The sequence below is a fragment of the Clostridia bacterium genome, from assembly GCA_012840125.1.
Classification (GTDB): Bacteria; Bacillota; DULZ01; order DULZ01; family DULZ01; genus DULZ01.
This window is the reverse complement of sequence record DULZ01000065.1, coordinates 1-12,906: the sequence shown is the minus strand read 5'-3', so window position 1 is coordinate 12,906 and position 12,906 is coordinate 1. Positions and strand designations below refer to the sequence as shown.

The following is a 12,906-nucleotide window of genomic DNA, read 5'->3' as shown; positions in this document are numbered from 1 at the left end:
TGGAGTCACCGGTATGAGGCGGTGGAAAAAAGTCATTTCCTGGTTAGGCATGGTCGCGGTGGGATTAGTGTTTTGTGGATGTGCGCAAGATAGCAATGGGAGCACATTAAGCGGTTCCATCCAAATCGGCGGTTCTACCTCGGTACAAGGACTGGCGGAGGAACTGGCGGCCGAATTCATGGCGAGACATCCCGGTGTGAAAATCGACGTTGCCGGCGGCGGTTCCGGAGCCGGCATCAAGGGGGCGCAAACGGGCACGGTGGATATTGGTACCTCCTCCAGGGAATTGCAACCGGAGGAGAAGCAGGTTAAAGAATTTCTTATCGCCAAGGACGGCATTGCCATTATTGTTCACCGGGACAATGAAGTAAATGATTTGACCTTAGACCAACTCAGAAAAATCTTCTCCGGAGAAATCACCAATTGGCGGGAAGTGGGAGGGAATGACGCTCCTATCATGCTGGTGGTACGGGAAGAAGGTTCCGGTACCCGGGGTGCCTTCGAGGAAATGGTACTGGGCGAGGGGGAAACCATACCGGTGGAAGCCCTGGTGCAGAACTCCACCGGTGCCGTTCGTACCGCCGTGGCGGGTAATCCCGATGCCATCGGTTTTATCTCCGCCGGGATGATCAATGACCAAGTCAAAGCCGTAACCATTGATGGGGTGGCACCGAGCACGGCTGCCATCCTGGATGGCAGTTACAAAATCGCCAGGCCCTTCCTGTTTTTGACCGGGGAAGAGCCTCAAGGGTTGACGCAAGTTTTTATCGAGTTTGTGTTGAGTCCGGAGGGGCAGAGGATTGTCGGGGAGAGTTTTGTGCCCGTAGGAAACTGATGGTGCCGGGAGGGATGAGCCAGAGTTATGACAGGGCGAATTAAGCTGGAGCATTTATATACTGCTTTGTTAGGAATTAGTGCCGGGATTTTTCTCCTAGCTTTTGTTGCAATTGGATTTTTCATCTTCCTGCAGGGTTATCCGGTATTCAAGGACCCCGGGCCGGCGGGTTTCTTGTTGGGATTGGAATGGAGCCCCGGTGCCGGCAAGTTCGGCGTTTTCCCCATGCTGGTAGGCAGTATCGCCGTCACTCTCGGTGCTTTGGTGTTAGGAGTGCCTTTCAGCCTGCTGACGGCCGTCTTTTTGGCGGAGTATGCACCGAAAAGAGCCGTATCTGTGCTTAACCCGGCCATTGAACTGCTGGCAGGGATTCCCTCGGTGATCTATGGACTGTTCGGCATGACCACGGTGGTACCTATCGTCCGGGCCCTGGAAAAGGCTTTCCTGACCGGTCAGAGTGCCGGGGCTCCGGCCACCGGGTTTAGCCTATTGGCGGCGGTGATGATCCTGTCCATTATGATTGCTCCTACGGTGATTAACATGGGCGTCGATGCTTTACAGGCGGTACCACGGGAGTTCAAAGAGGGATCCCTGGCTTTAGGGGCGACCCGGTGGCAGACGATCAAGGAAGTGGTCCTGCCGGTGGCCCGCTCAGGGATCTTTACTGGTATAATTTTAGGTATGGGAAGAGCCATCGGAGAGACCATGGCGGTGATCATGGTCGCCGGCAATACGGCCCTGGTGCCCACTTCCTTGTTTTCACCTGTCCGGACCTTGACCAGCAATATTGCCATCGAAATCGGCTATGCTGCCCAGGGTCCCCACACGCAAGCTTTGTACGGCACGGGGATCGTATTATTTGTCTTAATTGTCCTCTTGAATGCCCTGGCGGTGAAAATCGCGGCGCAAGGAGGGCAAGTGAAATGAAACCCCAACAGGTAGAAAAGGTGGTGCAAGGAGTTCTCTGGGTCAATGGATTGTTGACAGTGGTAATCCTGCTGGTGATCATTGTCTATATCCTATCGCAGGGCCTGCCCATGATCGATTGGGATTTTCTTACGGGCAGTCCCCGCAAAATGGGTGCAGCGGGTGGTATTTTCCCGGCTATCGTAAGTACCGTTTATTTCGTAATCGTGACCGTAGTCGTGGCAACTCCCTTAGGCATCGGTACGGCGGTCTTCCTGGCCGAGTATGCCCCGTCAGGTCTCTTTACCCGGTGGGTGCGGTTTGGCGTCAATGTACTGGCCGGGATCCCTTCCATTGTGTATGGCCTGTTCGGCTTTACTTTCTTTGTCGTAATCCTGAAGCCGTTAACGGGAGGCTGGTCCATTTTGTCCGGGTCCCTGACAGCGGCTCTCATGATGCTGCCGGTGCTGGTGCGCTCGACGGAAGAGGCCATCAAAGCTTTGCCGCGCAGCTATGTGGAAGGAAGTCTAGCCCTGGGGGCCACCAAGTGGCAGACCATCGCCAGGGTCGTGCTCCCGGCGGCGATGCCGGGGATTTTGACCGGTATAATTCTGGGCGTGGGCCGCATTGTGGGTGAAACGGCCGCCTTACTGGTCACTTTGGGAGGCTCGGTGTTACTGCCGGCTTCGGTCTTTGATCCGGCCCGGACCCTGGCCATGCATATTTACCTGGTGGCGATGGAAGTCGGGGCCATGGAAGTGGCCTTTGGTGCGGCCGCAGTGTTAATTCTGCTGGTTTTGACCATCAATCTGGCTGCCCGGCTGGTGGGTCGCTTTTATGCCGGGGTGCGATGACAGGAGAGGAACAGCGTGGGAGCAAGTAAGGAAAAACTGGTTTTAGTGGTCGATGATGAACCGGATATCCGGGAATTGGTTCGCTATAATTTGGAAATGCGGGGCTACCGGGTGGAGGAGGCCGCCGATGGCGCAAAGGCCGTAGAACTGACCAGGCAGCTTCAACCTGTTCTGATCATTTTAGATCTAATGCTGCCTAAGATTGACGGTTTGGAAGTTTGCCGGCTCTTAAAAGCTGACCCGGTCACCTGCCATATTCCGATCATTATGCTGACCGCTTTAGGTAGTGAAGTGGATAAGATTGTGGGCTTGGAACTGGGTGCCGATGATTATGTGACCAAGCCCTTCAGCCCCCGGGAGTTGGTGGCGAGAGTCGGCGCCGTCTTGCGGCGGTTCAGCCGGGATGAGACGGAAGGGAGCATCAAGCAGGGGGATTTAGTCATCGACCCGGAACAAAAAGTAGCCAGGTTAAAAGGAGAGACCCTGGACCTGACTCTAAAGGAATATGAGCTTTTGGAGTTGCTGGCAACCCATCCGAACCGGGTGTTTTCCCGGGAACAGCTGCTGGACCGCCTCTGGGGTTATGATTTTGTGGGCGATACCAGAACGGTGGATGTGCATATTTGCAATTTGCGCCGGAAGCTAGGCGGTGAAGACAGTACTGCGGGGATCCGGATTGAAACGGTGCGGGGCGTGGGTTACCGGTTTTTGATAAGAAGGTGAGGTCTTGAGGCGGAAAATACTCATTACGGTGCTGCTGGTGGTGCTCGGCAGCATGATTTCTATGGGCTTTTTGCTAACTGGGATGTCGGAGCGGTATTTGCTCGGGCGGCTGGAAGACAAGCTCCTCAGCAACGCGGAACTCATGGCACGGGTGGTAGCTCAAGCCATGGAAGAAGGGTCTCACCCCCATGCATGGGAAGGTCTAGCAGCTTCTCTGGGCAAATCCGCCGGAGCCAGGGTCACCATTATTGATTTACAAGGAAAAGTACTGGGTGATTCGGCTGCAAAGGCGGCAGAACTGGATTCCCATCTTGGCCGACCGGAGATTCAACAGGCTCTCCAAGGCAGGGTGGGAACGAGCATTCGCTACAGCAGCTCTTTGCACACGGAGATGCTGTACCTGGCCGTCCCGGTGATTATGGAAGACAGGGTCGGCGGCGTCGTGCGGGTTGCGTTGTCCCTGGAGGAGGTCTATCGAGTTTCCAGGTTTCTGTGGAAATGGATTCTTGCCACCGGTCTGGTGGTTTTCCTGGTGGCAGGCCTGATAAGCTTCATGGCTGCCTCTTCCCTGACCAAGCCCCTGCAGGAGATTGCTTTGACCGCCGGGCAGATTGCTCAAGGCCGGTACAGCGAGAGATTGAGGAGCCGGAGGTGGACTGGCGAAATCAAAGTTCTGGCTGAGGCGTTCAACCGGATGGCGGGCAACTTGGAAGATTTCATTCATCAACTGACCGGGAGGAAAAGACTCTTGGAAACCATTCTCGGCAGCATGGACGATAGTCTCATCGCCGTCGATGCTGAAGGAAAAATGATGGTGCTCAATCCCCCGGCGGCTGAACTCTTTGGGGTGTCCGAAGACCAGACCGCGGGGCGGCACCTGTTGGAAGTGGTCCGCCATGAAGGATTGTTTCATTTGGTTGACGCCGTGCTGCAGCAGGGCAAAACCGTACGGCAGGAATTGACTTTATATACGCCTCATGAAAAACACTTCAAGGTCCATGTGACTCCCTTGGCTGCAGAAAACTCCCGGGGGGCCGTGGCGGTACTGCGGGATATGACGGATGTGCGGCGGGCGGAACAAATGCGCAGGGAGTTCGTGGCCAATGTCTCCCACGAACTGCGAACACCGCTCACCTCCATCGCCGGTTACGTGGAAACCCTGCTGGGCGGTGCTTATCAGGATCCCGCCGTTAACTTGCGCTTCTTGGGCATTATTCAGAGGGAAGCGGAACGCCTCAAGAAGCTGATTGAAGACTTGCTGCAGCTGTCCCGGATCGAAAGTGCCAAAGGGCAGAGTGCCCCAGTTCCCGTGGATGTGGCGGCAGTAGCCTCTAGGGCGGTCAATTTGCTGGCTACGGCTTTAGAGGAACGGGATCAGCAGTTGATTTATGATTTCCCGGAACATTTATCTCCGGCCCTGGTGGTGGAAGACAGCTTGGAACAAGTGTTTTTGAATTTAATCGATAATGCCGGGAAGTATTCTCCTCCGGGTACTTCCATTACCATCCGGGCGGAGGAGGATGAAACCCACGTAGCTTGTTCCGTCATCGATCAGGGGACCGGGATACCACCAGAGGCGCTGCCCAGGATTTTTGAGAGGTTTTACCGGGTGGATAAAGCGCGGACCAGGGAAGTTCCCGGTACCGGCCTGGGGCTGGCTTTGGTCAAGCACCTGGTTGACGGCATGGGCGGCACCGTCGAAGTAAGGAGCGAATTAGGTAAAGGTTCACGGTTCACCGTCAGATTGCCGAAGGCAGCAGTAAGACAGGAGGACAGTCATGACAGGTAAGATAGTCGTACGCCGGCTGAATTTTTATTACGGTTCTTTTCAAGCCTTGAAAGATATCAATTTATCCATCAAGGCCCATGCGGTGACCGCCTTCATCGGGCCCTCCGGTTGCGGTAAATCCACATTGCTGCGCACTTTCAACCGGATGAATGATCTGATTGAAGGGGTCCGGGCCGAGGGCGAAGTGACCATTGACGGGCGAAACATCCTGGCGCCGGATATTGACCTGGTCGCTTTGCGCAAGAAAGTGGGCATGGTGTTTCAAAAACCAAATCCTTTTCCCATGTCCATTTATGATAACGTGGCCTACGGGCTTAGAATCCATGGCCTCAGGAACAAGGAATTGATAGACGAAATGGTGGAAAAAAGTCTAAAGGCCGCTGCCCTGTGGGAAGAAGTAAAGGACCGGCTGGACGCCCCTGCTTTAGGTTTATCAGGAGGACAGCAGCAGCGATTGTGCATTGCCAGGGTGTTGGCAGTGGAGCCGGAAATCATTTTGATGGATGAACCTTGTTCCGCTCTGGACCCTATTTCCACTATGAAACTTGAAGAGTTAATGCATGAGTTAAGACAGAAATACACGCTGGTGGTGGTGACCCACAACATGCAGCAAGCCGCCAGGATTTCCCAAGAAACCGTCTTTTTCTTAAACGGGGAAATCATTGAAGCGGGTGCTACGGACAAGATGTTTTACCGGCCCCAAGACCGCCGGACGGAAGATTATATCACGGGCCGGTTCGGCTAAAAGGAGGTGTTCCATGGTTCCCACCAGAACTGCTTTTCAAGGGGAATTGGAAGCGCTCCAGCGACAGCTCTTGTACATGGGCGGCCTGGTAGAGGGGCAGATTGCAGAAGCCGTCGCTGCGCTGGTGCATAAAGACGGTACTTTAGCTCAACAAGTCATTGACCGGGATGAGGCGGTGGACCGGCTGCAATTGGAGATCGAAGACCGCTGCGTAAGTCTCATTGCCCGGCAGCAGCCCCTGGCGAAAGACCTGCGGATGATTTTTGCGGCCATTAAGCTGGCCACGGACTTGGAAAGGATTTCTGATCTGGCCGTTAATGTAGCCGAGATTGCCCAGGGGCTGCTAAAGGAGCCGTACATCAAGCCCCTCATTGACATTCCCAGGATGGCGGAAATAGCCCAAAGGATGACCAGGCAAGCCCTGGACGCTTATGTGGGGGGCAGTGAGGAGAAAGCTGAGGGGCTGTTTTCGATGGAAAAAGAAATGGACAGTCTTTGGGATCAGGTATTCCGGGAACTCCTGCTCATCATGATGCAAGATCCCAAAACCGTGTCACAGGCTACCTATTTGCTGCTGGTGGCCAGGCATCTGGAACGGGTCGGCGATCATGCCACCAATATCGGGGAGCTGGTCATTTACGAGGTTTCCGGGAACCGCATCCGCCTGAACTAAGCTAAAGGCCGGTTCTCACCCTGCTGGCGGTGAGAACCGGCCTTTAGTCTTTGTTAAATAAAGGTCTAGAACTCTATGCCCTCCCGGGCGGGCACATTTTGCGTATAGTAGTGCTTGATTTCCGTCATTTCCGTGACAAGGTCGGCTAATTCTATTAATTCCGGCGGGGCGTACCTCCCGGTGATGACCAGTTCCGTGGCTTCCTGCTTGCACTTGATCAATTCAATTGCCTCTTCCACGCTAAAAAGCTTATAATATAAAGCAATGTTAAGTTCATCTAATACTACCAGGTCATGGCGACCGGCCAAAAGCACCTGGCGGCAGGTTTCCAGACCTTGTCTCGCCGCGGCGATGTCTTCCTCAGCCGGCTTATTGTAAATGAAACGGCCGCGGCCGAACTGGTGCATTTCAAATCCGGGCAGGTAAGCGGGTGCTTTTAATTCGCTGTAATCCATCCCTTTGACAAATTGACCGAAATAGACTTTCTTGCCGGCACAGACCGCTCTTAAAGAAAGGCCCAGGGCGGCCGTGGTCTTGCCTTTGCCGTTGCCGGTATAAATATGAATTTGACCCCTACTCACGCGTATTGCCTCCTTCTTAGGACAAGCTAACACCATTTTAACTGATATTCCCAGCCCAGGCAATACAGGCGGGTTGTCGAGGTGAATCCTGTGCTCCGGCTCTTGTCTTTTTTGTGGAAACATTGGAGAATAGCCGTCTTAAGCCCCTTGTGCATGATGGTGGAAGTAGGTATGGACCTGCTGCTGCCCCTATTGCTGGCCAGGATCATCGATTACGGGGTGGTGCAGGGGGATGTGGCCTACATCTTGCGGGTGGGGCTCTTGATGTTAGGCCTGGCGGTCATCGGGTTGGCCGGCGGCATGGGCGGCATTGTGGCCTCCAGTATTGCCAGCCAGCGGTTCGGTGCCGATTTGAGACTGGCGGCCTTCACCAAAGTACAGTCCTTTTCTTTTGCCAAACTGGATGAGTTTCGTACTCCTTCCCTGATTACCCGCTTGACCAATGACATCACCCAGGTCCAGCATACGGTCATGATGATGTTAAGGGCCATGATCCGGGCCCCTCTATTGGCCCTGGGCGGGTTGGCGATGGCTGCCACCCTTAATCCCGGGCTATCCCTGATCATCCTGGTGACGATACCCTTGCTGGCCGGGACCTTGTGGGTGGTCATCAATAAAAGCTATCCCTTATTTGCCTTGGTGCAGGAGCGCATCGACCGGGTGAACGCAGTGATGCGGGAGAACCTGGTAGGGGTGAGGGTAGTCAAAGCATTCGTCCGGGGGGATAAGGAAAAGGAGCGTTTTCGCGATGCCAACGAGCAGTTGGCCCGGATGAATATCCGGGCTTCCCGGGTGGTTTCCACCTTGATGCCTATCATGATGCTGGTCATGAATGCCAGCATCGTAGCCATCCTCTGGTTTGGCGGCATCAAAGTGGACACCGGGGAAATGACCGTGGGCCAGGTCATGGCTTTTATCAATTACGTGTCCCAAATCCTGTTTGCATTAATGCTGGTGGTTTTCGTCCTGATGGCTCTCTCCAGGGCTAAGGCTTCTGCTTCCCGCATTAATGAAATCTTGACGGCGGCAGGTGAAATCCGGGAAACAACCCGGCCGGTGCCCGGGAAAGTTACCAGGGGAGAAATCGTGTTTGAAAAAGTTTATTTCCAATATCCCGGAGCCGGGGCGCCGGTATTGGAAAACATCAATTTGCACATTAAACCCGGGCACGTAGTGGGCATCATAGGCGGTACCGGGGCCGGGAAGACCACTTTGAGCCTGCTGATCCCTCGTTTTTACGATGTGACCCGTGGTCGCGTCCTGGTGGACGGGGTTGATGTGAGGGATTACCGCCTGAACCAGCTGCGGAGCGGCATTGGGATCGTGCCCCAGGAAATAACCCTGTTTTCCGGCACCGTGGCGGAGAATATCCGCTGGGGCAGGGAAGACGCGGCCATGGAGGAGATTATCCGGGCCGCCCAGGCTGCCCAGGCCCATGAATTCATCATGAGCCTGCCTGATGGGTATGACACTGTTTTAGGCCAGCGGGGGGTTAACCTGTCCGGGGGACAGAAACAGCGTTTGGCCATTGCCAGGGCCCTGCTGCGCCGGCCCGCCGTGCTCATCCTGGATGACAGCACCAGCGCCCTGGATGCGGTGACGGAAGCGAAGCTGAGGCAGTCCCTGAAAGAGTACCTGGGACCGTGCACCAGGATCGTCATCTCTCAAAAGATCAGCTCCGTCATGGAAGCGGATCAGATTATTGTGTTGGACAACGGGGTCATCGAGGCCACCGGTACCCACGCCGGTTTACTGGCGCAAAGTTCTCTCTACCGGGATATCTACCGGTCCCAGTGGGGGCAGGAGGTGGCGGCTGATGTCTAGCAAACCGGCAGGTGGGGCGGGGCAGGTGCCGGTTAGGCCGGCCTGGGGTGCCAGGCATGCCAGGTTCGGGCCCCTGGCTAAGCCGAAGAACACCAGGGAGACTTTAAAAAGATTATGGGGTTATTTGAAGCAGCATAAAAAGCTGTTGCTGCTGGTATTCCTTTTGGTAACTCTGGGTGCGGTCTTCAACTTGGCGGGACCTTTTCTGATCGGCCGGGCCATCGATGATTACCTGGTGCCGGGTGATTTTCCCGGGTTGCTGCGGATGTGCCTGCTCTTGCTCCTGGTGTACGGGCTAGGCTCTTTGACCGCCTGGTGGCAGAACTATGCCGTCATTGATCTGGCCCAGCTCACGGTCAAGGAAATCCGGCAGGACTTGTTCGATAAACTGCAAACCCTACCCGTGCGTTTCTTTGATGAAAGAACCCACGGGGACTTGATGAGCCGCCTCACCAACGATGTGGATAATATCAGCAATACTCTCAACAACAGCATTACCCACCTGTTTTACAGTCTTCTGATGCTCACCGGGGCCATGGCCGTGATGCTGTGGATGAGTCCCGTGCTCACCCTGCTGACGGTGCTGGTGACACCCCTGATGGGGGTGACGACGGCGGCCATTGCGAAAAGAACCAGGGCCTTTTTCAGCCGCCAGCAGCAAGCTTTGGGGGAATTAAACGGCTTTATTGAAGAAACCATTTCCGGGCAAAAAACGGTGCAGATGTTCAACCGGGAAAACCGGCAAATCGATGCATTTACCGGCTTTAACCGGCAGCTGCTGGCTGCCGGTATTAGAGCCCAGATTTTTTCCGGCTTCATGATGCCGCTCATGCACGTTTTTAACAATTTGAGCTTCATCGTGGTAGCCGCGGTAGGGGGGTGGCTGGCCGTTAAAGGTGTTGTTTCCGTGGGGGTTATTGCCAGCTTCCTCAATTACGCCAAGCAGTTTGTCCGGCCCGTGAATGAAATTGCCAACCAGTTCAATATGATCCAGTCAGCTCTGGCCGGTGCGGAACGGGTGTTTGCCGTCATGGACGAGCCGCCGGAGAAGGCCGGTGACGGTACGGAGCCGGGTCGCCTCAGGGTAGTGAAGGGCCACGTGGAGTTCAGGCATGTTTCTTTCAGCTACCGGCCCGGGGTGCCGGTGCTGAAAAACATCAACCTGGTGGCTCACCCGGGTCAAACCGTCGCCCTGGTCGGGCCCACCGGGGCCGGGAAAACGACCGTCATCAACCTGTTAACCAGGTTCTACGATGTGGATGAAGGCGCCATTTATATCGACGGGCAGGATATTAGAAACATCGACCGGGAAGAACTGCGCTCTTTCCTGGGGATTGTGCTGCAGGATACGTATCTCTTTTCCGAAACGGTGGCGGACAATATCCGTTACGGGCGGCTGTCGGCTACTGATGAGGAAGTGAGACGAGCGGCCCGGTTAGCCAATGCGGAGCATTTTATCCTCCGCTTGCCGCAAGGCTACGACACCGTCCTGGGGGAAGACGGGGGTAACCTCAGCCAGGGGCAGCGGCAGCTCTTGGCCATTGCCAGGGCCATTCTGGCGGATCCGGCCATTCTCATCCTGGATGAAGCTACCAGCAATGTGGATACCAGGACGGAAGTCTATATCCAGCAGGCCATGGCGGAACTGATGAAAGGCCGGACCAGTTTTGTCATTGCCCACCGGCTGAGCACGGTGCGTAATGCGGACCAGATTCTCGTGATCGATCAAGGGGAGATCATCGAAAGAGGTACCCACCGGGAACTGATGGCCCGGAAAGGGTTCTATTACAATCTCTATCGCAGTAACTGGCTGGGTGTTACGAATGCCTAAATGGGAAAAGCCTCCGTGGGGAGGCTTTAGAATTTAATGTCCACTAACTTCTCATTTTGGTCCCAGTGCACCACTCCCTGCAAGAACTCACCTACATAGCGCACCGGTACCAGGGTTCTCCCGTCTCTGATCACCGGCGTAGTATCCATCATATGGGTTTCCCCATTGACGACAGCGCTGTGGTCGCCTACCGTCAACAAGATGATCCGGCCCCGGCCTACCACGGATACCTGCTTGGTGTCAGGCAGCCAGTGGACACCGGCTCCCATGGCTTCCGCGATGGCCCGGAAGGGTACCAGCAGCCGGTTGTTTTCATCCAGGTAGGGAGGCACGTCAAAGTTGACTTGGTGGTTGTTGACGAAAATCTTGATGCCGCCGTCTTTGGCAGGGACAGGGCCGTACAGCAAGTACTGCTGCCTTTCTTCTTTAAATTTAGCCAGGGCCGGGGCATAAATGGCTTCTATTTCTTGGGGGGAGAGCCCTTGTTCTAACGCGGCGCCGATTTTGTCCGTGCCCATGATCTTGTCAAACATGACGATGGTGGCCCCGCTTTTGGGGACGGTAAAGTTGTTGAGGGATTTGGCATAAGCCAGGGCGTAAATTCCGGTCTTGGCCGGGTTAAACTGGTGGTAGTCGGTAATCTGCAAGCGCACGCCCCCGGCTTGTCCCTGGTACTCGGGGAGAAATTCCACCCCGGGGAGGCCGGCGCTGTTAAGGAGCTCGGCAAAGCGGTAAGGGTCAATGCCCTTGCCGCCGATCCATTTGAATTTATCCGCCTGGTAGATGCCCGTTCCTTCCCCGAGGCCCGTAGCCATGTAACCGAAACAAGAGACCAAGTCTGGAATGTTCGGGGAAGTGCCGACCCAGGGCAGTCCCGTATCCTGCCAGACCATGTCCCGGGTCCAGCCCTTCATGGGGATGACGGTCAAATCAGCCCCGATTTTCCGGTTGAAAAACAATGCCAGTTCGCCGGCGGTCATGCCGTGGGCCATGGGCAGGTTGTCCACGCCGACAAAAGAGATGAACTTGTCTTCCATCATGGGACCGTCCACGGTCAGGCCGCCCAGGGGATTGGGCCGGTCCAGGACCATGACCGGTTTATGGTACTTGGCGGCGGCTTGCATCACGTAATTCAAGGTGGACATGTAGGTATAGGTGCGGGCGCCGATGTCCTGGATATCGAACAGCAGCACATCAATGTCTTTCAACATGGCTTCCGTGGGCATGCGGGTGGATCCGTACAGGCTGTAAACCGGGATGCCCAGGGTGGGGTGAGTATACGAGGCCACGTATTCCCCGGCTTTGGCCGTCCCGTCCAGGCCGTGTTCCGGTGCGTAAAGAGCCGCCAGGTTGAGGGACGGGTCACTGCTTAGGATATCGACGAAGCTGCGGCCCCGGCTGTCCACGCCGGTGTGGTTGGTCACCAGGCCGATTCTTTTCCCTGCAATTAAGTGGCGGTATTCCTCCAGCAGGACTTCATTGCCCAACTTGACTTTTGGAGCGGCTAGAACGCCGGAGAGGGGCAGCAGGGTGAAAGCGAAAATCAATAATAAAGCCAGAATTTTTCTCATGAAACGACTCCTTTCTCTGTTCTTGCCCGGCTTATTTCTGCTTGCGCGGGAGTTTTCCCTGCCGGAAAGGCAGATGTTACACTACCTATACTGACTGTCCCGGGGGACAATAAGTTCCCCGGGGAACCTGCCGCGGCAGTGGCGCTTGCTGCCAGTGGTGCCATCATGCGGCAGGACAAGGGTCGGGCCGGGAGCGCCGGCATCTCTAAACCCAAGGACCTGGTGGTAAGCTAAAAAATGCCGGATAGACCGGGACCGGCAGGGAACACTAAAGACGAAATAAGCAGCAAAAAAGGAGGAAGGATAAGTGACTTTTTTAACACCCCACAGCGGCTTTTTCGGTGAAGGATGGCGCAAAGACCTGGAGCGGATGATTGATGACTGGCCCAGCATTTTGAACGCCGGTTTTCGCACGGTGCGCATTGATGTCTATGAAACGCCGGAAGAAGTGGTGGTATCCTGCGAACTGCCGGGTCTGGAGAAAAAAGACGACGTGCAGATTGACGTAGAAGGGACGCAGCTCACCATTTCCGGCCAGATCCGGCGCGGGCAGGAGATCAAACGAGAGCAGTTT

10 protein-coding genes and 2 pseudogenes are annotated in these 12,906 nt (G+C 55.3%); 10 read left to right on the top strand and 2 right to left on the bottom strand.

Going from position 1 to position 12,906, the window contains the following annotated elements; genetic code table 11:
• Positions 1-13 precede the first annotated feature (13 nt).
• From GXX34_08100 to phoU, 7 genes and pseudogenes are all read left to right on the top strand, one after another.
• A complete protein-coding gene (locus GXX34_08100; GenBank protein ID HHW07469.1) occupies positions 14-835 on the top strand; it encodes a phosphate ABC transporter substrate-binding protein in 822 nt (273 codons plus the stop codon).
• Positions 836-862: 27 nt separating this feature from the next.
• Entirely contained in the window at positions 863-1,762 is a 900-nt protein-coding gene (pstC, locus tag GXX34_08095) for a phosphate ABC transporter permease subunit PstC (GenBank protein ID HHW07468.1), read from the top strand.
• Positions 1,759-2,595 carry a phosphate ABC transporter permease PstA gene (gene pstA, locus GXX34_08090; protein HHW07467.1) on the top strand — a complete coding sequence of 279 codons (837 nt, stop codon included), beginning with the start codon at positions 1,759-1,761 and terminating at the stop codon, positions 2,593-2,595. The genes pstC and pstA overlap by 4 nt, the downstream gene beginning before the upstream one ends.
• 33 nt (positions 2,596-2,628) lie before the next feature.
• A pseudogene (locus GXX34_08085) lies at positions 2,629-3,318 on the top strand (response regulator transcription factor).
• A gap of 4 nt (positions 3,319-3,322) precedes the next feature.
• Positions 3,323-5,107 carry a cell wall metabolism sensor histidine kinase WalK gene (locus GXX34_08080; protein ID HHW07466.1) on the top strand — a complete coding sequence of 595 codons (1,785 nt, stop codon included), beginning with the start codon at positions 3,323-3,325 and terminating at the stop codon, positions 5,105-5,107.
• Positions 5,097-5,852, top strand: coding sequence for a phosphate ABC transporter ATP-binding protein (gene pstB, locus GXX34_08075; GenBank protein ID HHW07465.1), 756 nt, complete (start codon positions 5,097-5,099; stop codon positions 5,850-5,852). Before GXX34_08080 ends, pstB begins: the two co-directional genes overlap by 11 nt.
• Before the next feature lie 13 nt (positions 5,853-5,865).
• The gene (phoU, locus tag GXX34_08070; GenBank protein HHW07464.1) at positions 5,866-6,525 is read left to right on the top strand and encodes a phosphate signaling complex protein PhoU; all 660 of its coding nucleotides are present in this window, start codon (positions 5,866-5,868) and stop codon (positions 6,523-6,525) included.
• 65 nt (positions 6,526-6,590) lie between these two features.
• Here the strand turns inward: phoU and cobO are convergent, their stop codons facing one another.
• Positions 6,591-7,112: a cob(I)yrinic acid a,c-diamide adenosyltransferase gene (gene cobO, locus GXX34_08065; GenBank protein ID HHW07463.1), complete on the bottom strand. Its 522-nt coding sequence runs from the start codon at positions 7,110-7,112 to the stop codon at positions 6,591-6,593.
• A gap of 84 nt (positions 7,113-7,196) precedes the next feature.
• Here cobO and GXX34_08060 point away from each other — a divergent pair, with 84 nt between their 5' ends.
• A complete protein-coding gene (locus GXX34_08060) occupies positions 7,197-8,930 on the top strand; it encodes an ABC transporter ATP-binding protein (protein HHW07462.1) in 1,734 nt (577 codons plus the stop codon).
• Positions 8,931-8,986: 56 nt separating this feature from the next.
• Positions 8,987-10,761 (top strand): annotated as a pseudogene (locus GXX34_08055) (ABC transporter ATP-binding protein).
• Between the two features lie 26 nt (positions 10,762-10,787).
• On the opposite strand, the gene GXX34_08050 reads toward GXX34_08055, so the two are convergent.
• A complete protein-coding gene (locus tag GXX34_08050; GenBank protein HHW07461.1) occupies positions 10,788-12,332 on the bottom strand; it encodes a DUF1343 domain-containing protein in 1,545 nt (514 codons plus the stop codon).
• 370 nt (positions 12,333-12,702) lie between these two features.
• Here GXX34_08050 and GXX34_08045 point away from each other — a divergent pair.
• On the top strand, positions 12,703-12,906 hold a 204-nt coding region (locus GXX34_08045; GenBank protein ID HHW07460.1), incomplete at its 3' end, for an Hsp20/alpha crystallin family protein.

Bases quoted from the DNA above. Each gene is read 5' to 3' on its own strand.
- GXX34_08100 (HHW07469.1), top strand. From the start codon at position 14: ATGAGGCGGTGGAAAAAAGTCATTTCCTGGTTAGGCATGGTCGCGGTG.
- pstC (HHW07468.1), top strand. From the start codon at position 863: ATGACAGGGCGAATTAAGCTGGAGCATTTATATACTGCTTTGTTAGGA.
- pstA (HHW07467.1), top strand. From the start codon at position 1,759: ATGAAACCCCAACAGGTAGAAAAGGTGGTGCAAGGAGTTCTCTGGGTC.
- pstB (HHW07465.1), top strand. From the start codon at position 5,097: ATGACAGGTAAGATAGTCGTACGCCGGCTGAATTTTTATTACGGTTCT.
- phoU (HHW07464.1), top strand. From the start codon at position 5,866: ATGGTTCCCACCAGAACTGCTTTTCAAGGGGAATTGGAAGCGCTCCAG.
- GXX34_08050 (HHW07461.1), bottom strand. From the start codon at position 12,332: ATGAGAAAAATTCTGGCTTTATTATTGATTTTCGCTTTCACCCTGCTG.